Annotated in this window: 21 protein-coding genes, 1 tRNA gene and 1 other RNA gene; 14 read left to right on the forward strand and 9 right to left on the reverse strand. The window is 76.5% G+C overall.

Going from position 1 to position 23,145, the window contains the following annotated elements; all coding sequences use genetic code 11:
- Positions 1-117: 117 nt before the first annotated feature.
- Together ACK586_RS14565 and ACK586_RS14570 are read right to left on the reverse strand one after the other, a co-directional pair.
- Positions 118-1,890 carry a serine/threonine-protein kinase gene (locus ACK586_RS14565; RefSeq protein WP_409331209.1) on the reverse strand — a complete coding sequence of 591 codons (1,773 nt, stop codon included), beginning with the start codon at positions 1,888-1,890 and terminating at the stop codon, positions 118-120.
- Between the two features lie 40 nt (positions 1,891-1,930).
- A complete protein-coding gene (locus ACK586_RS14570; protein WP_409331210.1) occupies positions 1,931-2,275 on the reverse strand; it encodes a hypothetical protein in 345 nt (114 codons plus the stop codon).
- Between the two features lie 210 nt (positions 2,276-2,485).
- On the opposite strand from ACK586_RS14570, the gene ACK586_RS14575 reads away from it, so the two are divergent.
- A tRNA-Ser gene (locus ACK586_RS14575) sits at positions 2,486-2,570 on the forward strand.
- A gap of 44 nt (positions 2,571-2,614) precedes the next feature.
- On the opposite strand, the gene ACK586_RS14580 is transcribed toward ACK586_RS14575, so the two are convergent.
- The gene (locus tag ACK586_RS14580) at positions 2,615-3,586 is read right to left on the reverse strand and encodes a DMT family transporter (protein ID WP_409331211.1); all 972 of its coding nucleotides are present in this window, start codon (positions 3,584-3,586) and stop codon (positions 2,615-2,617) included.
- A 207-nt stretch (positions 3,587-3,793) separates the two neighbouring features.
- On the opposite strand from ACK586_RS14580, the gene ffs reads away from it, so the two are divergent.
- Positions 3,794-3,889, forward strand: an RNA gene (gene ffs / locus ACK586_RS14585) — signal recognition particle sRNA small type.
- A gap of 163 nt (positions 3,890-4,052) precedes the next feature.
- Positions 4,053-6,371, forward strand: a complete 2,319-nt coding sequence (locus ACK586_RS14590; protein WP_409331212.1) for a DNA polymerase III subunit gamma and tau — start codon at positions 4,053-4,055, stop codon at positions 6,369-6,371.
- Positions 6,372-6,374: 3 nt separating this feature from the next.
- On the opposite strand, the gene ACK586_RS14595 is transcribed toward ACK586_RS14590, so the two are convergent.
- The gene (locus ACK586_RS14595) at positions 6,375-7,232 is read right to left on the reverse strand and encodes an N-acetylmuramoyl-L-alanine amidase (RefSeq protein ID WP_409331213.1); all 858 of its coding nucleotides are present in this window, start codon (positions 7,230-7,232) and stop codon (positions 6,375-6,377) included.
- 48 nt (positions 7,233-7,280) lie between these two features.
- Here ACK586_RS14595 and ACK586_RS14600 point away from each other — a divergent pair, with 48 nt between their 5' ends.
- Both ACK586_RS14600 and recR read left to right on the forward strand, forming a co-directional pair.
- On the forward strand, positions 7,281-7,616 hold the full coding sequence (locus ACK586_RS14600) for a YbaB/EbfC family nucleoid-associated protein (RefSeq protein WP_409331214.1): 336 nt from the start codon (positions 7,281-7,283) through the stop codon (positions 7,614-7,616).
- 36 nt (positions 7,617-7,652) lie between these two features.
- On the forward strand, positions 7,653-8,252 hold the full coding sequence (gene recR / locus ACK586_RS14605) for a recombination mediator RecR (protein ID WP_409331215.1): 600 nt from the start codon (positions 7,653-7,655) through the stop codon (positions 8,250-8,252).
- Positions 8,253-8,255: 3 nt separating this feature from the next.
- Here the strand turns inward: recR and ACK586_RS14610 are convergent, their stop codons facing one another.
- A complete protein-coding gene (locus tag ACK586_RS14610; RefSeq protein WP_409331216.1) occupies positions 8,256-8,615 on the reverse strand; it encodes a Rieske (2Fe-2S) protein in 360 nt (119 codons plus the stop codon).
- A gap of 127 nt (positions 8,616-8,742) precedes the next feature.
- Between ACK586_RS14610 and ACK586_RS14615 the strand changes: the two genes are divergently transcribed.
- Positions 8,743-10,773, forward strand: a complete 2,031-nt coding sequence (locus ACK586_RS14615; RefSeq protein WP_409331217.1) for a TPM domain-containing protein — start codon at positions 8,743-8,745, stop codon at positions 10,771-10,773.
- A 71-nt stretch (positions 10,774-10,844) separates the two neighbouring features.
- Complete coding sequence (locus ACK586_RS14620; RefSeq protein WP_409331218.1) at positions 10,845-11,606, forward strand: VOC family protein; 762 nt, start codon at positions 10,845-10,847, stop codon at positions 11,604-11,606.
- A gap of 39 nt (positions 11,607-11,645) precedes the next feature.
- Here the strand turns inward: ACK586_RS14620 and ACK586_RS14625 are convergent, their stop codons facing one another.
- From ACK586_RS14625 to ACK586_RS14635, 3 genes are read right to left on the reverse strand one after another with little or no spacing between them, the layout of a single operon-like run.
- Positions 11,646-12,071 (reverse strand): PPOX class F420-dependent oxidoreductase, encoded by a 426-nt coding sequence (locus tag ACK586_RS14625; RefSeq protein WP_409331219.1) that lies wholly within the window; start codon positions 12,069-12,071, stop codon positions 11,646-11,648.
- 54 nt (positions 12,072-12,125) lie between these two features.
- Positions 12,126-13,025 (reverse strand): pirin family protein, encoded by a 900-nt coding sequence (locus ACK586_RS14630; protein ID WP_409331220.1) that lies wholly within the window; start codon positions 13,023-13,025, stop codon positions 12,126-12,128.
- Positions 13,026-13,071: 46 nt separating this feature from the next.
- Positions 13,072-14,073, reverse strand: coding sequence for a pirin family protein (locus ACK586_RS14635; protein ID WP_409331221.1), 1,002 nt, complete (start codon positions 14,071-14,073; stop codon positions 13,072-13,074).
- Positions 14,074-14,239: 166 nt separating this feature from the next.
- On the opposite strand from ACK586_RS14635, the gene ACK586_RS14640 reads away from it, so the two are divergent.
- The 5 genes from ACK586_RS14640 (at position 14,240) to ACK586_RS14660 (ending at position 19,496) form a co-directional block, all read left to right on the forward strand.
- A complete protein-coding gene (locus tag ACK586_RS14640) occupies positions 14,240-15,280 on the forward strand; it encodes a methylenetetrahydrofolate reductase C-terminal domain-containing protein (RefSeq protein WP_409331222.1) in 1,041 nt (346 codons plus the stop codon).
- Positions 15,273-16,037, forward strand: a complete 765-nt coding sequence (locus tag ACK586_RS14645; RefSeq protein ID WP_409331223.1) for a class I SAM-dependent methyltransferase — start codon at positions 15,273-15,275, stop codon at positions 16,035-16,037. The genes ACK586_RS14640 and ACK586_RS14645 overlap by 8 nt, the downstream gene beginning before the upstream one ends.
- A 125-nt stretch (positions 16,038-16,162) precedes the next feature.
- Positions 16,163-17,659: a circularly permuted type 2 ATP-grasp protein gene (locus ACK586_RS14650; RefSeq protein ID WP_409331224.1), complete on the forward strand. Its 1,497-nt coding sequence runs from the start codon at positions 16,163-16,165 to the stop codon at positions 17,657-17,659.
- The gene (locus ACK586_RS14655) at positions 17,653-18,603 is read left to right on the forward strand and encodes an alpha-E domain-containing protein (protein ID WP_409331225.1); all 951 of its coding nucleotides are present in this window, start codon (positions 17,653-17,655) and stop codon (positions 18,601-18,603) included. Before ACK586_RS14650 ends, ACK586_RS14655 begins: the two co-directional genes overlap by 7 nt.
- A complete protein-coding gene (locus ACK586_RS14660; protein ID WP_409331226.1) occupies positions 18,600-19,496 on the forward strand; it encodes a transglutaminase family protein in 897 nt (298 codons plus the stop codon). Before ACK586_RS14655 ends, ACK586_RS14660 begins: the two co-directional genes overlap by 4 nt.
- Positions 19,497-19,538: 42 nt before the next feature.
- Here ACK586_RS14660 and ACK586_RS14665 read toward each other — a convergent pair whose 3' ends face one another.
- Entirely contained in the window at positions 19,539-20,318 is a 780-nt protein-coding gene (locus tag ACK586_RS14665) for a hypothetical protein (RefSeq protein WP_409331227.1), read from the reverse strand.
- Between the two features lie 274 nt (positions 20,319-20,592).
- On the opposite strand from ACK586_RS14665, the gene ACK586_RS14670 reads away from it, so the two are divergent.
- The gene (locus ACK586_RS14670) at positions 20,593-22,407 is read left to right on the forward strand and encodes an ABC-F family ATP-binding cassette domain-containing protein (RefSeq protein WP_409331228.1); all 1,815 of its coding nucleotides are present in this window, start codon (positions 20,593-20,595) and stop codon (positions 22,405-22,407) included.
- A 66-nt stretch (positions 22,408-22,473) separates the two neighbouring features.
- Positions 22,474-22,929 (forward strand): SRPBCC family protein, encoded by a 456-nt coding sequence (locus tag ACK586_RS14675; protein ID WP_409331229.1) that lies wholly within the window; start codon positions 22,474-22,476, stop codon positions 22,927-22,929.
- The last annotated feature ends 216 nt before the right edge of the window (positions 22,930-23,145 follow it).

Raw genomic sequence — 23,145 nt, forward strand, 5'->3', positions numbered from 1 at the left:
GTTCCGGCAGCGGGAGCACCGGCGGACCGGGGCGTCTCCCAAACTATCGGCTGCTCCGGCGCCGTTCTGTAACGATCGGCCCACGACACGTGACCGATCGGTCACGTCCGGGCGGCGTCAGACCGCCACGTCGAGGTCGACGAGCAGCCGTCCGTCGTCGGCGCGGACGAACGTCACGGCGTGCGTCTCGACCTGCCGCTCGCCGGAGCGGAGGAACTCCACCTCGGTGGTCGCGGTGATGCGGTCGCCGTCGACGGCCACGTCGCGGACGCCGAGCAGGTTCGCCTCCGCCCACGTCCCCCAGAACCCGGAGTAGGAGCCGTAGCCCACCTGCGCCCGCAGGGTGGGGCCGGTGAGCTCGTAGGCGCTCTCGGGATCCCCGGGCAGCAGCGCGTAGTACTGCTCGAGGATCTGCCGCACCTCCTCGGCGGGCTCGGCCGGGGCGGCGGGCGGCGACGTCGTGGGCGTGCTCTCCGCCGGCGTCGGGGGGTCGGGTGTGCCCTCTCCCGGGGATGCGGGCGCGTCCTCGTCGCCGGTCCCCTGCGGGGCGTCCGGGTCCTCCGACGAGGGCGTGGCCGACGAGGCGGGTGGGTCGGCGGTGGCACCGCCGTCGCCGTCCGGGCCGGACGCCAGCCACGTGACCCCGCCACCGAGGAGCAGCAGCAGGACCAGCCCGGCCACCAGCAGCGGCCACCGCCGGCGGCGGCCGGCCGCAGCGGGCGGGCCGGACGGCGGCGTCCCCGACGGCCCCGGGTCGGAGGCCGCCGGTGGCGGCCGCCCGGCGTCGGGCTCCTCGGCGGCCGGGGACTCCGCCGGGGCCGGCGTCGCGAGCGTGCGCGGCGGGGGCGGCACCGGAGCGCGCCCCGCCGGGGGCGCGGGGGTCTGCGGGGCGGGCGGTGGGGGATCCGCCGCCGGGGCGGCCGGGGCGGGGGTCCCCGCCGGGGAGCCGGCCGGCACGACGGCTGCGCCCGGGAGGGACGACGTCGGGGACCGGCCGGAGGAGGAGCGGAGGTCGGTGCGGGCCAGCAGCACGGTGGTGGGATCGCCGTCCCGGCCGGCCGCCAGCCGCGCGAGCCGGTCGCGGACCTCCGCCATGGTCGGCCGTGCCGCCGGGTCGTCGCCGAGCATCTCCATGAGCGGCGCGGTGAGCGCCCCGGCCCGGGTGGGCGGGCGCACCCCGCCTCCCGCGACGCGGTGCAGCAGCCGCAGGGCGTTGTCGTCCATGCCGAACGGGGGCTGGCCCTCCAGGCAGGTGTAGAGCGTGGCGCCGAGCGAGAACACGTCGCTGGCCTCGCTCATCTCCGTTCCCTGGGCGACCTCCGGTGCCAGGAAGGCCGGCGTCCCGGTGAGCTGGCCGGTCTGGGTCAGCGTCACGTCGCCGATCGCGTGGGAGATGCCGAAGTCGGTGATCTTGACCAGGCCCTCGACGTCCCCGCCCCGGCCGACGAGCACGTTGGCCGGCTTGACGTCGCGGTGCACGATGCCGGCCGAGTGCGTGGCGGCCAGCGCGTCGGCCACCTGCGCGCCGATCTGCGCGACCTGGTCGGGGCGCAGCGGACCGTCGTCACCGACCACCTGCGCGAGGCTGCGGGAGGGCAGGTACTCCATGACCAGCCACGGCGAGCCGCCGTCGGTGGCGACGTCGTAGACCGAGATCGCGTGCGGGTGGCTGAGCCGGGCGGCGATCCGCCCCTCGCGCAGCGCCCGCTGGCGCTGCTGGTCGACCAGGTCCTCGTCCGCGCCGGCCGGCGGGACGATCTGCTTGACGGCCACCTGCCGGCCCAGGAGCTCGTCGCGGGCACGCCAGACCGTGCCCATGCCACCGCCCGCGATCTGCGCGAGCAACCGATACCGCCCCGAGACCAGGTGTCCCGGTCCGACGACCTGCACAGGCGCTCCCTACCCGCGCATCGCCCCGAGTCGCACGTGCTCAGACGGTGCTGGGCACACCGAAGCGCCGGGTGTACTCCTCCTGGGCCCCGGCGGGGAGCGCGTCGTACAGGGTGCCCAGCTCCTCGACGGCCTCGGGGGAGAGGTCGTCGAACAGGGTCTCCCAGGTGGGCGGCTCGTCGTAGCTGCGGGTGAGGAGGAGCTCCCAGGCCTGCGTCTGGCGGTCCCGCTTGCTCCGCTCGGCGGCGAACTCGGTGAGGTAGCGGTCCTTGGCGACCTGCTTCTCCTCGGCCGTCGCGCCGGCCGGCAGGCCCGCCGGGTCGGCCCCCTTGAGCACCGCGACGATGGCGTCGACGACCTCCGGTCGTGGCTCCGCTGCACCCATGACGCGCCTCCCAGACTCCTGCCCCGCGGCCGTCGCTCGACCACGACCGGCCTGCCATTCCCCCGCGCCCGTGCCTCAACCCCGGGCATGCGGTGGGCGGAGCCTCCCACGGTCGCGATCGAGGTCGCCAGGTGGCGGGGACCGGCGCCGGCCGCCCGGGCGGGAGCCGCGGCTGACCGTCGCGGCCGCGCCCGGTAGTCTGGGCGCACGGGAGGATTCGCCTAGTGGCCTATGGCGCTCGCTTGGAAAGCGGGTTGGGGGCAACCCCTCGGGAGTTCGAATCTCCCATCCTCCGCACCTGCGACGGGCCCCCGGCGTCCAGCCGGGGGCCCGTCGCGTTCACAGCCGCCCGTCGGCCTCCGGCGCGCGGCCCAGCTCCCGCAGGTACAGGCCGGCGACGGCGGCCAGGAGCAGCAGCCCGCCGGCCACCGCGGCCGGCGCCAGCCGCTCGCCGAGGAACGCCGTGGCCAGCGCCGTGGCGGTCAGCGGCTCGAGCAGCGTCACGATCGACGCGACCGCGCCGGGCACCGTGCGCACGCCCGTGAAGAACAGGCCGTAGGCCAGCGCGCTGGGCACGAACCCGAGGTAGAGCAGGACCGCGACGGCGACCGGGTCGGTCGGGACGGCGATCCCGGCGGCCAGCACCGCCGGGGTGAGCAGCAGCGCGCCGCCGCCGAAGCCGACCAGCGTCACCGGGACGCCGGCGGGCACGCCGCCGCCGGCCAGCGTGACGACCGCGTACCCCAGTGCCGACCCGGAGGCCATCAGCGTGCCGAGCAGGACGGCGGTCCCGCGGTCCGCGCCCGCCGACACCCCGACCAGGAGGGTCAGGCCGGCGACGGCGACGACCAGGGCCGCGACCGTCGTCCGGCTGGGCCGGCCGTGCCCGAGCAGGGCCGCGCCCACGGCGATGAGCAGCGGTGCCAGGCCCAGCGCGACGAGGGTCGCGATGCTGACCCCGGCCCGGGCGACCGCGCTGAAGTAGGCGAGCTGGTAGGCAGCCAGCCCGGCGCCGACGAGGGCCAGCCGGACGGCGACCGGCCGGGTGACCGCGACGGTCGTGGCGCGACGCCGGGCCGTGAGCCCCCACGCGGCCAGCAGCACGACGGCGCCGATGGCCAGCCGCCACCAGGCGATGTCGAGTGCGGAGAGGTCGCTGCGGTCGGCGACCACCCGGCCGCTGAGCCCCGACGTCCCCCAGCACAGCGCGGCGAGGACGACGAGCAGGAAGCCGCGGCGCGAGGCCGGGTGCCGGAGGGCCGCGGCGGGGGAGGCGCCGCGCGTGGACGCGGCGGAGGAAGGGGTGGACATGACGCTCCTGGACGGTTCCGGGTCGGCGGACGGCGGTCCGGAGCATGGGGCGGGCGGCCCGCCGGCACGCGGCCGGCGGGCGTCAGCGGTGCGCGGCGCTCCGGGTCAGGAGCGCGGCGGGGGCAGCGCGAGGTCGCGCCGGGGCGTCATGCGGCCAGCGTAGGGGGCGGCGTCGTCGGAGCTCGACCGACTTCCTCTACGATGGGCACCGACCCCTCGTGCGGCGTCATCCTGTGAACCTCCCCAGGGCCGGAAGGCAGCAAGGATAAGCGGGCTCTGGCGGGTGCGCGGGGGGTCCTCGTCTTCTCCGGTGTCACCTCGCCGGTGGTCTCCCGACGACGCCGGCGGGATCGGGCCGGCACCGTCGGCGAGACCGGCCGCAGAGCGGTCCGCGGGCGGCAGCGCCCGTGTCCGACGTCCCCAGCGCGTGCGCCTCGTCGTCACTGCCCCCACGTAACCTGCGTCCGTGGCTCTGGCGCTCTACCGGAAGTACCGCCCGGCGACCTTCGCCGAGGTGGTCGGGCAGGAGCACGTCACCGCGCCGCTGGTCAACGCCGTCGACGGCGGCCGGATCAACCACGCCTACCTCTTCAGCGGCCCGCGCGGGTGCGGCAAGACCTCCTCGGCACGGATCCTCGCCCGCTCGCTGAACTGCGAGCAGGGCCCCACCTCGACCCCGTGCGGCGTCTGCGGTTCCTGCGTCGCCCTGGCACCCGACGGCCCCGGCTCGCTCGACGTGATCGAGATCGACGCGGCGAGCCACGGTGGCGTCGACGACGCCCGCGACCTGCGCGAGCGCGCGTTCTTCGCGCCGGTGAGCAGCCGCTACAAGGTCTACATCGTCGACGAGGCGCACATGGTCACCACGCAGGGCTTCAACGCCCTGCTCAAGGTGGTGGAGGAGCCGCCGGAGTTCCTCGTCTTCGTCTTCGCCACGACCGAGCCGGACAAGGTGCTGCCCACCATCCGCTCGCGCACCCACCACTACCCGTTCCGGCTGGTGCCGCCGTCGACGCTGCGCGGGCTGCTGGAGCGCACCTGCGCCGCCGAGGGCGTCACCGTCGAGCCGACCGTGTTCCCGCTCGTGGTCCGCGCCGGTGGCGGCTCGGTGCGCGACTCGCTGTCGATCCTGGACCAGCTGCTGGCCGGCGCCGGCCCTGAGGGCGTCACCTACGCGTCGGCCGTGGGGCTGCTCGGCGTCACCGACGACGCGCTGCTCGACGAGACCATCGACGCGCTGGCGGCCTCCGACGCGCCGGGCGTCTTCCGGGCGGTCGACCGCGTGGTGGAGGCCGGACACGACCCCCGCCGGTTCGCCACCGACCTGCTCGACCGGCTGCGCGACCTCATCGTGCTCGACGCGGTGCCCGAGGCCGGCGGGAACGGCCTGCTCGACTGCCCGCCCGACCGGCTGGACCTGATGAGCTCGCAGGCTCGCGCGCTGGGCTCGGCGACGCTGTCGCGGATGGCCGACACGGTGCACGCCGGGCTCACCGAGATGCGGGGGACGACGGCGCCGCGGCTGCTGCTCGAGCTCGTCTGCGCCCGCATGCTGCTGCCTGCCACCGACGACGCGGCCGCTGCGACGCTGCAGCGGCTCGAGCGCATCGAGCGGCGGCTGTCCATCGCCGGCGAGCACGCCGGCCGCCCCGCTGCCGAGGCCCCGCCGCAGCAGGCACCGGTGCGGGAGACGCCCGGAACGGCCCCGGTCCGGGCGGCCGCCGAGGCGCCCGCCCCGCCCGCCCCCGCCGGCGCACCGCGCCGCGAGTTCGTCCGCAGGTCGCAGGCGGCCGCGCCGGCTCCGGCTGCGCCCGCCTCGCCGGCTGCGCCGTCCGCGCCGTCCGCGCCGTCCGCTCCGGGCCGTGCCGACCCGGCCCCCGACGCGGCGCCGGCCGCGCGGCCGCCGTCCGCGCCGGAGCCGGCCTCGCCCGCCCCGGCCGCCGCCGCCGACGACGACTGGCCGGAGACGGCACGACCCGGGTCGGCCGCCCGGCCGGCGACCGCCGCCCCGCCGGCGCCGGCCGCAGCCCCGGCCCCGGCCCCGGCCCCGGCTCCGGCCGAGGAGACCCCGAGTCGACGGGCCGCGACCGACGAGCCCGACATCCCCCTGCCGCCCGAGCCGACCGACGACGAGGACTGGCCGCACCCGGCCGAGCCGGCGGCCGCCCGCGCCGCCGCGGCCCGGGTCGGCGCTCCCCGCGAGACCGCACCGCCGCGGGCGGCCGCGGAGTCCGCGCCCGCCCCGCGCGGCGGGGAGCCCACGCCGGTGGTGTCGGCCAACCCTCCCGACGGCGCCGGGCCCGCGTCGGGCAGCGACCTCACCACGGCCGACGTGCGGCGGGTGTGGCCCGAGCTGCTCGCCGTCGTCCGCAAGCACAAGCGCACCACCGAGGCGCTGCTCAAGTCGGCGCAGGTGCACGACCTGGCCGGGGGCACCCTGCACCTGGCGATGACCTCGCCGGCCCTGGCCAAGATGCTCGGCGACGAGCTGAACCAGGAGATCGTCCGGACGGCGCTGCACGAGCTGCTGGGGGTCCGCTGGAAGGTGCAGGCGGTCGTCGAGGGGGCCGGCCGACCGGCCGCCCCGGGCCGGGCGCCGGCGGTCGACCGCGAGGCCGTCCGCGAGGCGCAGCGCGCCGCCGAGGCGGCCGAGGCCCGCGAGCTCATGGCCGAGCGCGAGGCGGAGGTCTCCGACGACCGGGAACCGGCGCCGGCCGTGGACCCCGAGCAGGCCGCGCTCTCCCTGCTCCGCGCCCAGCTGGGTGCCCGCCCGATCGAGGAGTGACGGTCACCGGCCGAGGAAGGTGAGCACCCCGGCCGCCAGGGCCTCGGCGAGGGCCTGCCGGCCGGCCGGGTCGCTCATCAGCGCGGCGTCGGCCGGGTTGCGCATGTTGCCGCACTCGACGTAGACGGCCGGTGTGGTCGCCAGGTTGAGGGCGGCCAGGTCCGGGCGGTCGTCCAGGCCGCCGGCCCCGGCGTACATCGCGGGCGGGACGACCGGGAGGAGCGCGTCGCGCAGCGCGAGGGCGAGCGCGTCGGTGCCGGCCGCGACCTGCGGGCCGGCGGCGTCCAGCGACGAGGTGATGACGTGGAATCCCCGGCCCGCCGCCGCGGCGCCGTCGCCGTGGATGCCGACGAACGCCGCCGCGCCGACCCGCCCGGGCAGCGCCCCGCGGGCGTCGACGCAGGGGCCGACCCCGGTGTCGTCGGCGCGGGTGAGCACCACCTCGACGCCGGCCGCGGAGAGCAGGTCGCGGGTGCGCAGCGCGACGTCCCAGGTGAAGGCGTGCTCCGGGTAGCCGGCGTCGGTGGCGGTGCCGGTGGTGTTGCAGGCCTTCGTGCCGCCGGCACCGTCGGGCACCGGGGCGCCGACCACACCGGGCGCGGCGGCGTTGCCGCCGTTGTGCCCGGGGTCGAGCACGACGACCGGTGCGGGGACCGGTGCCGGCGGGACGAGCGACGGGGACGGCGGGGCGGTCGTCGCCGGCGGCACGGTGCCGGCGACCGGCGGCAGCCGCGGGGCGGACGCGGGAACCGAGGACGCGGACGGCGACGACGAGGCGGGCGACCCCGCGTCCGCCGGGGCACCGCCGCACCCGGCGAGGAGCAGGCCGACGAGGACCGCCCCCGCCCCGGCACGCCGCACGGGCCCGAGCCTGCCACGGACGTCGTCCCGCGGGCCTACCCTCGACGCATGTTCCCCGGAGGCGCCCCCGACCTGCAGCAGCTCATGCAGCAGGCGCAGCAGATGCAGCAGCAGTTGGTCGCCGCCCAGGAGCAGCTGGCGAACGAGCAGGTGACCGGCTCGGCCGGCGGCGGCCTGGTCACCGCGACGATGACCGGCGGCGGTGAGCTGACCGCCGTCACCATCTCGCCGGAGGCCGTCGACCTCGACGACCTCGAGACGCTGCAGGACCTCGTGGTGGCCGCCGTCCGCGACGCCAGGCGGGCCGCCGACGAGCTGGCCGCCGGCCGCATGGGACCCCTCGCCGGGGGCCTCGGTGGCGGGCTGGGGCTGCCCGGCGCCTGAGCCGGGCACCCGCAGAGCACCGACAGGAGTCATCCCGTGTACGAGGGGGCCGTCCAGGACCTCATCGACGAGCTCGGCCGCCTCCCCGGCGTCGGGCCCAAGAGCGCGCAGCGCATCGCCTTCCACCTGCTGGCGGCCGAGTCCGCCGACGTCGGCCGGCTCGTCGCCGCCCTGCAGCGGGTTCAGGCCGAGGTCCGCTTCTGCGCGACGTGCTTCAACGTCGCCGAGGGCGAGCAGTGCCGCATCTGCCGCGACCCGCGGCGCACCGAGGACGTCATCTGCGTCGTCGAGGAACCCAAGGACGTCGTCGCCATCGAGCGCACCCGGGAGTTCCGCGGCCGGTACCACGTGCTCGGCGGCGCGATCAGCCCGATCGAGGGCGTCGGCCCCGACGACCTGCGGGTCAAGGAGCTCATGACCCGGCTGATGAACGGCCAGGTGACCGAGCTGATCATCGCCACCGACCCCAACCTCGAGGGCGAGGCCACGGCCGCCTACCTGGCCCGGCTCGTCGCGCCCATGGGGCTGGCGGTGTCGCGGCTGGCCAGCGGCCTGCCCGTCGGCGGCGACCTGGAGTACGCCGACGAGGTCACGCTGGGCCGCGCGTTCGAGGGGCGCCGCCGGATCGACGCCTGAGGGCTACTCGAGGACGACGTCGTCGCCGCGGCGCAGGGCCCGGCGCACCCGCAGCCTCAGGTGCCTGGCGTAGCCCCGGACGAACTGCGTGTACCCCGGCGTCGGCCCGTGGTAGCCGAGGAAGCCCCGCGGCCCGGTCACCATCTCCCCGGTCCGGACGTCGTAGCGGCTCTGGTGCCAGGGGCAGACCAGGCAGCCCTCGGCGTCGAGCTCGCCGTCGGAGAGGTCGGCGAGCTGGTGCCGGCAGCGCCGCGAGACGGCGAAGTAGCTGCCGCCGCGGTTGCCCACGGCCCAGTCGCCCACGCGGCGCACCGCACCCGGCGGGAGGTCGGCGGCGGGGATGCGGTCGGACTGGTCGGCCATGTCGTCTCCAACTCGGTGGTGGGGCACGCGTTCTGCCGCGCCCTACCCGCGCCGGCGGCTCCCGACCCCTCGCCCGCGCCCCGGCCGAACCGCCTCGGACCCGTTCCGCCTGGGTAGGGTCGCCGTCGTGGTCCTCCGCCGCCTGTCCGCCGTCCTCGCCGTCGCCGGTGCGGTGGTCCTGACCGGGCCGGCCGCCCACGCCGAGCCGCCGTTCGACGTCCCCGGGCAGCTCACCGACCGTGCCGACGTCCTCGACGGCGGGGAGGAGGCGCAGGTCGAGGAGGCGCTGCAGCAGCTGGCCGCCGACGAGAACGTGCAGCTGTTCGTCGTCTACGTCGACAGCTTCGACGGGCTCGCCGGCCCGCAGTGGTCCGACGAGACCGCGATCGCCTCCGGCCTGGGTCTGGACGACGTCCTGCTGGCCGTCGCGGTCGGGGACCGGCGCTACGGGGTGTCGGTGGACGAGTCGTCGGAGTTCTCCGACAGCCGGATCCAGGAGATCCTGCGCGAGGACGTCGAGCCGCGGCTGTCCGAGGACGACTGGGCCGGCGCCGCCGTGGCGATGGCCGAGGGACTGGGCGGGGACGGCGGCGGCACCGGGGTGGGCACGCTGGCGGTGGTCGGCGGCATCGCGGCCGTGGGCGGCGGGGCCTACCTCGTGTCGCGCTCGCGGCGCAGGCGGCGGGCGGCGGCCGGGCCCCCAGTCCAGCGGCTCGAGCGCCCGGACCCGCACGCCGGAGTGCCGACCGAGGAGCTCCAGGCCCGGGCCAGCACCGCGCTGCTGGAGCTGGACGAGGCGGTGAAGACCTCGCAGCTGGACCTCGACTTCGCCCGGCTGCAGTACGGCGAGGAGGCGGTCGCCGGGTTCGCCGAGGCCCTCGCGCAGTCGCGGCAGGAGCTGACCCGCGCCTTCACGCTGCGGCAGGAGCTGGACGACGAGATCCCGGAGGACGAGCCGACCACGCGCGCCATGCTCGCCGAGATGCTGCAGCTGACCTCGGCGGCCGACGCGCGGCTCGACGAGCAGGCCGAGGCCTTCGACGAGCTGCGCGACCTGGAGAAGAACGCGCCCCAGGCGCTGGAGGCCCTCGGCCCGCGGATCACCGCGCTGCACGGCCGGATGCCGGCCGACGCGCAGCGGATGGCCGAACTGCAGCGCCGCTACGCGCCGGCGGCGCTGGCCCCCGTGGAGGACAACCTCGAGCAGGCCCGGGCCCGGTTGGCCGCGGCGGAGACCGAGGTGGGTGAGGCGCGGGCGGCGCTGGACGCCGGTGCACCTGGTGCCGCGGTCGGCGACCTGCGCGCCGCCGAGGACGCGGTGGTGCAGACCGGCCAGCTTCTCGATGCGATCGGCCGGCTGGCCACCGACCTCGAGGCGGCCGTGCAGCGCATCCCGGCCGTGCGCGCCGACACCGAGCAGGACCTGGCCGAGGCGCGGGCGCTGGTGGCGGCCGGCGACGAGAGCGGTCTGCGGCCGCAGATCGCCCGCGCCGAGGCCGGCCTGGCCGCGGCCGACGAGGCGATGGCCACCGGCGGCGGGGCGCTGCCCGACCCGTTCACCGCCCTGCGCCGGCTGGAGGAGGCCGACATCGCGCTGGAGCAGGCGCTGTCGGTGGCCCGCGACGCGCAGGCCCGGGCCCGCCGCGCGGCCGCGGCGCTGGACCCGGCGCTGCTCAACGCCCGCTCGGCGATCGCGGCGGCCGGGGACTTCATCGCGACCCGCCGCGGCGCCGTCGGCCCCGAGGCGCGCACCCGGCTGGCCGAGGCGCAGCGGCACCTCGACGCGGCGACGCAGCAGGGCGGCAGCGACCCGGTGACGGCGGTGCGCGAGGCCCAGCAGGCCGAGGCGCTCGCCGTCCAGGCGCTGCAGCGGGCGCAGTCCGACGTGTCGAGGTGGAACTCCGGCGGCTACGGCGGAGGGGCCGGGTACGGCGGCGGCGGGTTCGGCGGCGGCTTCGCCGGGCCCGCCTACGGCCGCGGCCCCGATCTGGGCAGCCTGGTGCTCGGCGGCATCCTGTTCGGCGGAGGGGGCGGCGGGCACCGGCGCGGCGGCTCCTTCGGCGGGTCGGGCCGCCGCAGCGGCGGCAGCTTCGGCGGCAGTGGCGGTCGGCGCAGCAGCGGCGGGGGCGGGCGGCGCAGCGGCGGCGGGCGCTTCTAGCGCGCAGCCGCCCCTGGGAAACCGTCGTACGGCGGTGGCACGGTGACCTCCCCCACACCCGAGGAGGAGCCATGCCCACTCGCGACACCGCGTGGCCGGCCGGCACGCCGTGCTGGATCGACTACGGCGCCAGAGACGTCGATGCGGCGAAGGAGTTCTACGGGTCGCTGTTCGGCTGGAGCTGGTCCGGCGGCGATCCGGAGTACGGCGGCTACCTGAACGCCGAGCACGGCGGCCGCCCGGCGGCCGGCCTGGGGCCGCTGATGAACGGCGAGGACCCGCCCGGCTGGACCGTCTACTTCGCCACCGACGACGCGGCCGCGACCGCCGGCACCATCCGGGACGCGGGCGGCACCGTCGTCGTCGAGCCTATGCAGGTCGGGCCGATGGGCACGATGGTGATCGCCGCCGACCCGGCCGGCCACGCCTTCGGCCTGTGGCAGGCCGGCGAGCACACCGGCGTCCGCGTCGTCAACGAACCCGGGTCCCTGACCTGGGAGGAGGCCGCGGTCGAGGACGTCGCCGCGGCGCAGGAGTTCTACTCCCGCGTCTTCGGGTTCCGCTTCGACGAGATACCCGACATGGGCGGCTACGCCACCTTCGCCACCGGCGAGCGGCCGCTGGGCGGCCTCGGGCCTGCCCAGGCCGACCTGCCGACGGGCTGGTCGGCCTGCTTCGCGGTCTCCGACACCGACGACACGGTGGCCACGGTCGAGGCGCGCGGCGGGAAGGTGCTCATGCCCGCGCAGGACAGCCCCTACGGCCGCTTCGCCGTCGTGGCGGACCCGTGGGGTGCCGCGTTCTCGGTGATGCAGCTGCCGCCGGAGGAGTGAGGTGGCACGGGACGGCGCCGCGGGCGGCGCCGTCCCGGATCACCGCAGCTGGCCGTACGCGTGCTCGGGACGGAAGCGGACGACGAGCCGGCGGTCGCGGACCATCGCGGCGCGGTAGTCGTCCCAGTCGTCGTGCTCCCCGCTGACGCCGCGGTAGTACGCCACGAGCTCCTCGACCGTGGCGTCGTCCGGCGCGGCGGCGACCGGGGTCAGCTCCGCGGTGCCCTCGACGGCCACCCAGCTCCAGAAGTCGTCCGAGGAGACGTGCAGCGTCACCCGGGGGTCGCGCTCCAGGTTGCGCGTCTTGGCCCGGTCGGCCGTCACCGACACCCGGAACAGCTGCCGGTCGGCGTCGTAGGCGTAGCCGACGTTGGACAGCTGCGGCCGGCCATCCCCCTTGACGGTGGCCAGCACGCCCCACTTCCGGCCGGCGACGAACTCGAGGTACCGGGGCTCGACGGTCACGGAGGTCTCCTTCGGGTCGGTCCGGCCCCCGCAGGGGGGCAGGGGGTTCGTGCGCTAGCGCTCCCGGCCGCGGGCCTTGAGGGGGACCGGTGGCAGCGCCGGGGTGAGCAGCCGGTCGCCGTCGTAGCCGACCACGGTGCCGAAGCGGCCGTCGTCGGCGTTCCACTGCTCGGCGAACGCGGCGATCTCCTCGCCGGAGCGGCCGACGAAGTTCCACCACATGACCAGCTTCTCGTCGAAGGGCTCACCACCGAGGAGCAGCAGCCTCGCCGCCTCCCCCGTGCGGATCCGGACCGAGCGCCGGCCGGTGCCCAGGTAGAGCATCTGCCCGTGGCCGAGCGGTGCGCCCTCCACGTCGGCCCCGCCGGAGGCGCCGAGCAGGGCGTGCTCGAAGTCCGGCTCCAGCGCCAGCTCGACGTCGGCCCCGGCGGCCAGGTCCAGGTCGACGCCGAGCAGCGGGGTGTGCGCGGTGCCCGGCGAGGTCGCGCCGCCCAGCGAGCCCATCAGCACGGTCGCGGTCAGCCCGTCGGAGGTGAACCCGGGCAGCCGGGCGTGGTGCTCGAACGCGGGTGCGGTGTCGCGGGCGGCGTCGGGCAGGGCCACCCACAACTGGGCGCCGTGCAGGTAGCGCGGGTGCTCGACCGGCGACTGCTCCGAGTGGGAGATGCCGTGCCCGGCGGTCATCAGCGCGAGCTCGCCGGGCCCGAACTCGACGTCGCTGCCGAGCGAGTCGCGGTGGTGCACCCGCCCCTGGAGCAGCCAGGAGACGGTCTGCAGCCCGGTGTGCGGGTGCGGCGCGACCTGCATGCCCGGGCCGGCCGCGACGTCGTCCGGGCCGTAGTGGTCGACGAAGGCCCAGGCCCCGACCAGCCGCCGGCCCAGGGTGGGCAGCAGCCGGCGCACGCGGGTGCTCTCGCCGAGCGGCACCTCCTTGGCCGGCAGCAGGTCGAGCACGGGGCCGGCGGCGGTCCAGGTTGCTCATGGCGCTGGCTCCTCGTCGTCAGGCCTGCGGAGCCTGCCCAGTCTCACCGCGGACGTCGCCGTGCGGAACCCGCTGTGCCGGGACGGACCCGAGCCGGCCGGCCTGGAAGTCGGTGAACGCGTCCATGACCTCCTGCCGGGTGTTCATGACGAACGGCCCGTACATGGCGATCGGCTCGCGGATCGGCAGCCCGCCGAGGACGACGACGTCCAGGGCCAGCGTCCGCGACTCCTGGCGCTGGGCGCCGCTGATCGTGATGGTGTCGCCGGGGCCGAAGACGGCGAGCTGCCCGGTGCGGACCGGCTGCCCGTCGGGCCCCACCGCGCCGGCACCGGAGAGCACGTAGACCAGCGCGTTGAAGTCCGGCCGCCACGGCAGGTCGAGGGTCGCGCCGGGGGCGATCGTCGCGTGCACCATCGCCATCGGGCTGTAGGTGCTGCCCGGGCCGGAGTGCCCGGCGACGTCGCCGGCGATGACCCGGAGGAACGCGCCGGCGTCCGGGCTGGCCAGCAGAACCGCCTCGTTTGCGCGCAGGTCCTGGTAGCGCGGCTCGACCCACTTCTGCGCCCGCGGGAGGTTCACCCACAGCTGCAGGCCGTGGAACAGGCCGCCGCTGACGACCAGCGCCTCCGGCGGCTTCTCGATGTGCAGGACGCCGCCGCCGGCGGTCATCCACTGGGTGTCGCCGTTGCTGATCGTGCCGCCGCCGCCGTGGGAGTCGGCGTGCTCGAAGGTGCCGTCGATGATGTACGTGACGGTCTCGAAGCCGCGGTGCGGGTGCCAGGAGGTGCCCTTGGGCTCGCCCGGCGCGTACTCGACCTCGCCCATCTGGTCCATGTGGATGAACGGGTCCAGGTCGCGCAGGTCCACGCCGGCGAAGGCGCGGCGGACCGGGAAGCCCTCGCCCTCGAAGCCGGACGGCGCCGTGGTCACCGAGCGGACCCGGCGGCGCACCGTGCCGGGAGCGGGCGCGGGGACGCGGGGCAGGACGGTGGTGTCCTCGACGGTGATGGCGGGCATCGCTGCCTCCTTGAGTTGAGAGCTCAACTATCTATGGTCCACCCTAGCGCGGATGGGCGCGGAGTTGTTCCCGCCGTCCCTCTCGACGAGATCTGCACACTCGTCAGCATGAGGGTCTGATGCCGTCCACTGTGCAGATCTCGCCGGGGATGGCCAGGGTGGGGGCGTGCCCTCGCCGCTGCTCGCCGACCTCCCGCCCCGGGAGGGCTGCCCCAAGCGGATGGTCTTCGGCCCGTGCGGTGGCGTGCGGCCCGACGAGGGGTGCGAGGTCGCCGAGCACCGTTGCGTCTTCGTCGGGGAGCCGCCGGTGTCCTGGCCGGTCGAGCCGTCACCCGCCCCGGCGCCGCGCCCGGGCAGCCTGCTCGATACCGCCCGCACTCGGCCGGTCGTGCTGACCGACCTCACCGTCGTCCCGTACGACCCCGGCTCGCTGCGCCGGGTGGTCGGCGTGGTCGGCCCGGTCTCCGACGGCCTGCTGATCGGCGAGCACGCCAACCGGCCCGACTTCCCGCCCGCCCTGTTCGCCGCGGAGGTGCAGGCCGCCGGAGGCCGGCTGTGGACGACGCTGGCCTGCCGGGACCGCAACCGCGTGGTGCTGGAGCAGGAGGTGGCCGCGCTCGCCGCGCTGGGGGTGGACGGCGTCCTGTGCGTGACCGGCGACGCCCGGGGCCCCGGCGTCCGCCCCGGCGCCACCCAGGTGTTCGACCTCGACGGGCCCCGGCTGGCCGCGCTCGCCGCGTCCGCCGGGCTGGCCGTCGCCGTCCCCGAGTCGCCGGCGGCGCCGCCGGTCGACCTGCGGCCGGCCCGCGTGGCGCAGAAGCAGCGCGCCGGGGCGCAGGTCTGCGTGCTCAACCACGTGCGCACGCCGGGCGAGGTCGCGCGCTTCGCCGCCGCCGCGCGCGCCGCCGGCGCCACGCTGCCGTTCCTGGCCGCGGTCGCCGTCTACACCGACGAGCGCTCGGCCCGGGTGCTGCAGCGATTCCCCGGCCTGTACCTGGACGACGACGTGGTCGAGCAGGTGCTGGCCGCGCCCGACCCGCGGGAGGCGGGCATCGCCGCCGCCGTCGCCGAGGCCCGGGCGCTGCTCGAGATCGACGGGGTGGCCGGGGTGAACCTCTCCGGCCTGGCGTCGGCCGGCGGGGAGGACGCCGGGGCGCAGGTCAAGGCCGAGGTCGCGGCACGGATCAGGGAGGGGCACGGTGGCTGAGCTCGAGGCCGAGGCGATGGAGGCCGAGTTCGGCACGGTCGCCGGGTGGACCGAGGAGGCGGTGCGGGCGCTCGGCCCGGACCACGCGATCCCGGCCGGCTGCCGGGGGAGCGGCAGCGAGGGTGCGCTGCGCTGGCTCGCCGACGGGCTCGCGCTGCGGCCCGGCGCCCGGGTGCTGGACGACGGCGCCGGCGTCGGCGGCCCCGCCGGCTGGCTGGCCGCCGAGCGCGGCGTGCGCCCGGTCTGCGCCGAGCCGATGGCCGAGGCGGTGCGCGCGTCGGCGCGGCTGTTCGGCCTGCCCTCGGTGGTCGCGACGGCCCAGGAGCTGCCGTTCGGCGACGGGGCGTTCGACGCCGCCTGGTGCCTGGGCGTGCTCTGCACGACGCCGCACAAGGCCGCCGCCCTGGCCGAGCTGCGCCGGGTGGTGCGCTCCGGCGGGCGGGTCGGCCTGCTGGTCTTCGTCGCCGTCCGGCCGCTGCCGCCGCCGCTGCCGGAGGGCAACGTATTCCCCTCCGAGGAGGAGCTCACCGGCCTGCTGGCCGGCGCCGGGCTGCGGCTGGAGCGCACCGGTCGCGCCGACCTCTCCGACAGCCCGCCGGAGTGGTCGCAGCGGGCCGACGCCGTCGACGCCGAGGTCGAGCGCCGGCACGGGGACGACCCCGCGTGGGCGGAGGCGCAGGAGCAGTCGGGCCGGGTGGGCCGGCTGCTCTCCGACGGCGCGCTGGTGCCCTGGCTGGGCCTCGCGACCGCCACCTGACGCGACGAGATCTGCACACTCGTCACCATCAGCCGCTGATGGCGTCGAGTGTGCAGATCTCGTCGAGGAAAGGGGTCGACGGTCTCGAAACGCGCGGGACACACGGTGGAACTACGGTCCCGGCCATGGCGGACCTCTTCGACGGGTACCCGCTCGGGCAGCAGTGGGACGAGATGTTCGGCAGCCCCGGCTCGCCGCGACAGCCCTACGCCGGGCTGTTCGCCGCGCTGCAACCGATGGCGGGGGAGGAGCTCTCCGCCCGGGCCGACCTGCTCTCCCAGACCTACCGCGACGCCGGGGTCACCTTCGCCCACGCCGGCGAGGAGCAGCCCTTCCCGCTCGACATCGTGCCGCGCAGCGTCGTCACCACCAGCGCGCACTTCCACCGCCAGGCGCACGGCGTCGTCCCGCCCAACGGGGTGCGCGTGCACGTGTCGGGCATCGACCTGGTCCGCGACGAGGCCGGCGACTTCCGGGTGCTCGAGGACAACCTGCGCTCGCCCTCGGGCGTCAGCTACGTGATCACCAACCGCGCGGCCATGAGCCAGGTGCTGCCCGAGCTGTTCGCCGACCACCGCATCCAGCCGGTCGACGACTACCCGACGCGCCTGCTGGCCGCGCTCAAGGCCTCGGCGCCGGCCAACGTCGCCGACCCGACCGTCGTCGTCCTCACCCCGGGCGTCTACAACTCCGCCTACTTCGAGCACGCCCTGCTGGCCCGCCAGATGGGCGTCGAGCTGGTGGAGGGCCGCGACCTGGTGTGCGCCGGCAACCAGGTGAGCATGCGGACGACGGACGGGCAGCGCCGCGTCGACGTCGTCTACCGCCGGATCGACGACGAGTTCCTCGACCCGGTGCACTTCCGCCCCGACTCGGTGATCGGCTGCGCCGGCGTCCTCAACGCGGCGCGCGCCGGGCGGGTGACCATCGCGAACGCCGTCGGCAACGGGGTGGCCGACGACAAGCTGCTCTACACCTGGGTGCCGGACCTGATCCGGTACTACCTGGGCGAGGAGCCGCTGCTGGCCAACGCCGACACCTACCGGCTCGACGACGAGGACACGACCCGGTGGGTGCTCGACCGGCTCGACCAGCTGGTGCTCAAGCCGGTCGACGGCTCCGGCGGCAAGGGCATCGTCATCGGCCCGCGGGCCGACGAGCGGACGCTGTCCGACCTCACCGCCACCGTGCGCGCCCGCCCACGGGACTGGATCGCGCAGAAGCCGATCGGCCTGTCGACCTGCCCCACCCTGATCGGCGGCCGGATCGCACCGCGGCACGTGGACCTGCGCCCGTTCGCGATCAACGACGGCGACCGGGTGTGGGTGCTGCCCGGCGGGCTGACCCGGGTCGCGCTGCCCGAGGGGGAGCTGGTCGTCAACTCCAGCCAGGGCGGGGGCTCCAAGGACACCTGGGTGCTCAGCCCGCCCCGGCCGGCGAGCGAGCCCGAGGAGGTGCCGGAGCTGACCCGCATCGAGTTCACCGCCGCCGACCTGCCCGACGACCCGCCCGCGCAGGACCCCGGGCCGCTGAACGACACCGTCGTCGGCCAGTCCCAGCAGCAACAGCAGTCCGCCGGAGTGGCCACTTCGGCGGGTCCGGGCGGGGGGACGCCGTGCTGAGCCGGATCGCCGAGTCGCTGTTCTGGATCGGCCGCTACGTCGAGCGCGCCGACGACACGGCCCGGATCCTCGACGTGCACACCCAGCGGCTGGTCGAGGACCCGTGGATCGACGAGCGGCGCGCCTGCGCCAACCTGCTCGCGCTGATGGGGGCGCCCTGCGCGCCGGAGGACGCCGACACCGAGCGGGTGCTGGCCACCCTCGCGTTCGAGCGCGACAGCCCCGGCTCGATCGTGGGCGCGCTGTCGGCGGCACGGGAGAACGCCCGCGGCGCCCGGGAGGTGTTGTCCGGCGAGATCTGGGAGTCGCTGAACGTCACGCACAACGCTCTCCCCCAGCAGCGCACGATGGCCCGCCGCTACGGGCCGCACTCGCTGTTCCGGTTCGTCCGCGAGCGCTCGGCGATGGTCTTCGGCCTGGCCGACTCGACGATGAGCCGCGACGAGAGCTGGCTGTTCCTCGTCCTCGGCCGCTCGCTGGAGCGGGTGGACATGACCGCACGGATCATCTCGACCCGGGTGCTGGCCGGGGACGCTGCGCCGTCCTGGACGCTGGTGCTCCGCTCCACCGGCGCCTACGAGCCCTACCTGCGCACCTACCGCGGGGTGGTCGACTCCAGCCGGGCCGCGGAGTTCCTGCTGCTGGACCGGCTGTTCCCGCGCTCGGTGTTCGCCGCCCTGGACCAGGCCGAGAGCTGCCTGGTGGAGCTGGAGCGCAGCACCGTCCGCGACGCGACCCGCATCGGCGTCGCCGGCGAGGCGCACCGCATCGTCGGGCGGGCCCGGACGCTGCTGGAGTACATGAGCCCCCCGGAGCTGCTGTCCCGGCTGCCCGCCCGGCTGGAGGAGCTGCAGCGCACCTGCTCGGCGGCCAGCGCCGCGGTCAGCGAGCGGTTCTTCACCGAGCAGGCGCCGCAGGTGTGGGTGCCGGAGGGGGTCGCATGACGGCCCAGCAGCAGACCCAGCAGCAGCCGCCCGGCACGCGGACGTCGCCGTCCCGCTGGCGGCTGCAGGTCGTGCACCGCACCCGGTTCTCCTACGCCGGCCCGGTGCGCTCCTCCTACAACGAGGCGCGGCTGACCCCGGAGAACAGCAGCCGGCAGACGACGCTGCGCTCCCGCGTGGAGATCGAGCCCGCCGCGACCGCCTCCGCCTACCGGGACTACTGGGGCTCCACGGTGACCGCGTTCGACCTGCACTCCCCGCACGAGGAGCTGGTGGTCACCGGGACGTCCATCGTCGAGGCCGGCCCCGAGCCGACCGCCCACGAGCACGTCGGCTGGGCGGTGCTGCGCGGCGCCGAGGTGCGCGACCGGTACGGCGAGCTCCTGGGGCCCACGCCGCTGACCGCCGTCGACGACGAGGTGGTGGAGCAGGCCCGTGCCGTCGCGGGGGACCAGCCGCCGCACGAGGCCGCCGCCGCGCTGTGCCGCCACGTGCGCGAGCACATGGAGTACCTGTCGGGCGCCACCCACGTGAAGACGACGGCGATGCAGGCGTGGCGCCACCGCAAGGGCGTCTGCCAGGACATCTCCCACGTCACCGTCGGCATGCTGCGCGCCGTCGGCCTGCCCGCGCGGTACGTCTCCGGCTACCTGCACCCCGAGCGCGACGCCGCGATCGGGCAGACCGTCACCGGGGAGAGCCACGCCTGGGTCGAGTGGTGGGACGGCGGCTGGTGCGCCCACGACCCGACCAACTCCACCGCGGTCGGCGCCCGGCACGTGACGCTGGGCCGCGGGCGGGACTACGGCGACGTCTCGCCCTTCCGCGGCATCTTCTCCGGCGCCGGCAGCGAGGGGCACGCCGTCACGGTCGAGGTCACCCGCCTGGCGTAGGCCCTCTTTCCGCCGACGTGGCCACTTCGGCGGAAAGAGGGCCTAGGAGAAGTCCTTCAGCAGGCGGGCCACCCCCGTCGGGCCGGCGTCCCCGGCGTCCTCGTCGGGCAGCGCCTCGACGCGCTCGGCCAGGCGCGACCGCCAGGCCGGCGGGGCGGCGTCGAGCCAGGCCGCGCCGGCGTCGGTGAGCCGGCCGTCGCTGCGCAGCGGCGCCCACCCGCGGAGCACCCGCAGCGCCTCGGCGGCGGTGACCAGCACCGACCCGATGCCCCGCCGGCGCACCTCCGCCGCGACGGTCACGGTGTCGACGATGCCCGAGCGGTTGTACCAGCGGACCTCGCCGATCCGGTCGGCCATCCGCACACCGGCGGCGGCGACCTCCCGCGGGGTCACGACCACGCCCGGCCGGAACGCCGGGCCGCCGAAGGCCAGCAGCGACGTCGCGGGGATGTTGCTCGTGGCGTGGTGCAGCTCGGCGAACCACAGCGGCGGGCACAGCTCGGACAGGGACGCGGCCGTGTCGATCCGCCGGACCGTGCCGTCGGTGGCCCGGTAGCGGACGTCGACCAGCCAGCCGGACGGGCGGCGGCCCTGCGACTCGATCGCGGTCATGTCCACCGGGGTGCCGTCGGCGAAGCGGTCGGAGTTCACCGCCACCAGCGAGTGCTCCGCCGACGCCGGGCCGGCGTCGGCCATGCGTGCCCACCAGACCGCGGCGGTCACCGGCGCGTCCGGGACCGCGACCAGCCGCGGCCGGCCCGCCCCGCGCGCCGGCAGGGTGGGGTGCCGCGCGTCCTCGGCGTGGGCGACGGCGGTGCTCATGGCGTCCTCCTGGTGCTGGCCCGCCGGGAGGCGGGTGGTGTGCGTCTCCCTCGCGGGAGCCGGCCTGGAGGCCGGTGTCTGCGAGCCTCCGGGCCACGCTTGTGCGTGCCTTGCGAGCGACTGGTGGCCCCTCCGGCCCCCGCGAGGACACCCTCGGCCTCGTGGTGTCCCGGGGGCCAGGGTCGGCGGTCCCGGCCGGCTCGGGACGCCGCCCGGGGGCGGGGACACGCAGCGGCGATACTGGAGCGGACATGGACAGCGACCGCAGCCGCCGATGAGCGCGCCCCTCAACCTCGTCAACCTGGAGCGGGTGTCCAAGGCGCACGGCACCACCGTGCTGCTCGACGACGTCTCCCTGGGCATCGCCGCCGGCGAGCGGATCGGCGTCGTCGGCCGCAACGGCGGCGGGAAGACGACGCTGCTCGAGGTGCTCACCGGGGTCGAGGAGCCCGACTCCGGCCGGGTCACCCGCCGCAACGACCTGGCGATGGGGGTGCTCGACCAGTCCGGGACCCTCCCGGAGGGGACGACGGTGCGCGACGTCGTCCTGCCGGCCTCGCGGTTCGCCTCGGAACACGAGTGGGCCGCCGACCCGGCGGTGCGCAGCGTGCTGGCCGGTCTGGAGCTCGACCGGCTCGGCCTGGACAGCCCCGTGGCGCCGATGTCCGGCGGTGAGCGGCGCCGGGTGGCCCTGGCGGCCCAGCTGATCCGCCCCCTGGACCTGCTCGTCCTCGACGAGCCGACCAACCACCTCGACGTGGAGGGGGTCGCGTGGCTCGCCGACTACGTCAAGCGGCGCAGCGGCGGGCTGCTGGTCGTGACCCACGACCGGTGGTTCCTCGACGAGGTGTGCACCACCACGTGGGAAGTCGCCGACGGGAACGTGCACGCCTACGAGGGCGGCTACTCGGCGTACACGCTGGCCCGCGCCGAGCGGGCGCGGGTCGCCGCGGTCACCGAGGAGCGCCGGCTCAACCTCGTCCGCAAGGAGCTGGCCTGGCTGCGCCGCGGCCCGCCGGCGCGCACCAGCAAGCCGCGGTTCCGCATCGAGGCCGCCGAGGCGCTGATCGCCGACGAGCCGCCGCCGCGCGAGACGATGGCGCTGAAGGGCTTCGCCGCCCGGCGGCTCGGGAAGACGGTCTTCGACGTCGAGGACGTCGGCTACGCGGTGCAGACCCCCGCCGGCCCGCGCACCCTCTTCAGGGACCTGACCTGGCACGTCGGCCCCGGCGACCGGATCGGCGTCGTCGGCGTCAACGGCGCCGGGAAGACGACGCTGCTGCGGCTGCTGCTCGGGGAGATCGAGCCCGACTCCGGCCGGGTGGTGCAGGGGCAGACCGTCGCGCCGGCGTACCTCTCCCAGCACGTCACCGAGCTGCCGCCGCGGCTGCGGGTGCTCGAGGCGGTGTCGGAGATCAGCCGGGTCGCCCGGCTGGGCAACCAGGAGATCTCGGCGTCCTCGCTGGCCGAGCGCTTCGGCTTCGCCGCGTCCCGGCAGTGGACGCCGGTGGGCGACCTCTCCGGCGGCGAGCGTCGCCGGCTGCAGCTGCTCCGGCTGCTCATGGGGGAGCCGAACGTGCTGGTGCTCGACGAGCCGACCAACGACCTGGACATCGACACGCTGACCGCGCTGGAGGACCTGCTCGACTCCTTCGCCGGCACGGTGCTGGTGGTCAGCCACGACCGCTACTTCGTGGACCGGGTGTGCGACTCGGTCGTCGCGCTGATGGGCGACGGCACCCTGGCCGCCCTGCCCGGCGGGGTCGAGGAGTACCTGGCCCGTCGCGCCGCGGGCGAGGCCGCCCTCTCCGGCGGGCACGCCGGCACCGGTGCCCCGGCCGCACCGGCGGCCGCACCGGCGGGGCCCACCGCCGCCGAGGCCCGCGCGGCGAAGAAGGAGGCCGCCCGGCTGGAGCGGCGCCTGGCCAAGCTCGAGGCCGACGAGGCGCGGCTGCACGAGCAGCTCGCCGCCGCGGCGGCCGACTACGCCCGCGCGGCCGAGCTGGACGGGCAGCTCCGCGCCGTCCTCGCGGAGAAGGACCGGGTCGAGACCGACTGGCTGGCCGCTGCCGAACTCGCCGACGGCTGAGCTCGCGACACCGTCGCACCCGCTGCCAGGCTGGTGCGGCACGGGGCCGACGACGGAGGACGCGACGTGGAGGACGTGGAGGTCGCCCGGCACGTGGCGGCGCCGGTGGAGCGGGTGTGGGCGCTGGCCACGGACCTGGCGGGGGCGCCGGCGGTGATGAGCGGCATCGACTCGGTCGAGGTGCTCACGCCGGGGCCGTTCGGCGTGGGCACCCGGTGGCGGGAGACGCGCACGATGATGGGGCGCTCGGCGACCGAGGAGATGACCGTGACGGCGGTCGAGCCGCGGCGCGGGTACACGGTCGAGGCGGAGAGCTCCGGCGTCCGGTACGTCTCGACGTGCGCCTTCGCCGAGGCGGCCGACGGCGGCACCGACGTGCGGATGACCTTCGGTGGCACGCCGTCCTCCGCCGTGGCGCGGGTGCTCGCGGCGGTCACCGGTCCGCTCGTGCGGCGGTCGGTGATGAAGGCGCTGGACCGCGACCTCGCCGACCTCGCCGCCGCGGCCGAGCACGCGGGCTGAGACGGTCGGGCGCACCGAGCGGGAGACCGGCGCGCTGCCGGCGATGACCTGCGCCGACGGGAGCGGCCTGGCGCCCCGGCGGCCGAGGCCCCCCGGTCGGGCCCGGCCGGCGGTCGGCGGGCCGATCCACCCCGCCGGGTAGAGTCGTCGGCACCGCCGGCGTAGCTCGACCGACGCTCCGTGGTCCCCGAGCCGCCATCGACTCCCGGGAGACCT

Source organism: Trujillonella humicola (genome assembly GCF_046233715.1).
Lineage (GTDB): Bacteria > Actinomycetota > Actinomycetes > Mycobacteriales > Geodermatophilaceae > Trujillonella > Trujillonella humicola.

What these genes read in the sequence shown, in the direction of transcription:
- ACK586_RS14665 (WP_409331227.1), bottom strand. Translation starts at nt 20,318, where the DNA reads ATGAGCACCGCCGTCGCCCACGCCGAGGACGCGCGGCACCCCACCCTG.
- ACK586_RS14635 (WP_409331221.1), bottom strand. Translation starts at nt 14,073, where the DNA reads ATGCCCGCCATCACCGTCGAGGACACCACCGTCCTGCCCCGCGTCCCC.
- ACK586_RS14610 (WP_409331216.1), bottom strand. Translation starts at nt 8,615, where the DNA reads ATGGCCGACCAGTCCGACCGCATCCCCGCCGCCGACCTCCCGCCGGGT.
- ACK586_RS14600 (WP_409331214.1), top strand. Translation starts at nt 7,281, where the DNA reads ATGTTCCCCGGAGGCGCCCCCGACCTGCAGCAGCTCATGCAGCAGGCG.
- ACK586_RS14620 (WP_409331218.1), top strand. Translation starts at nt 10,845, where the DNA reads ATGCCCACTCGCGACACCGCGTGGCCGGCCGGCACGCCGTGCTGGATC.
- ACK586_RS14570 (WP_409331210.1), bottom strand. Translation starts at nt 2,275, where the DNA reads ATGGGTGCAGCGGAGCCACGACCGGAGGTCGTCGACGCCATCGTCGCG.
- ACK586_RS14670 (WP_409331228.1), top strand. Translation starts at nt 20,593, where the DNA reads ATGAGCGCGCCCCTCAACCTCGTCAACCTGGAGCGGGTGTCCAAGGCG.
- ACK586_RS14650 (WP_409331224.1), top strand. Translation starts at nt 16,163, where the DNA reads ATGGCGGACCTCTTCGACGGGTACCCGCTCGGGCAGCAGTGGGACGAG.
- ACK586_RS14660 (WP_409331226.1), top strand. Translation starts at nt 18,600, where the DNA reads ATGACGGCCCAGCAGCAGACCCAGCAGCAGCCGCCCGGCACGCGGACG.
- ACK586_RS14580 (WP_409331211.1), bottom strand. Translation starts at nt 3,586, where the DNA reads ATGTCCACCCCTTCCTCCGCCGCGTCCACGCGCGGCGCCTCCCCCGCC.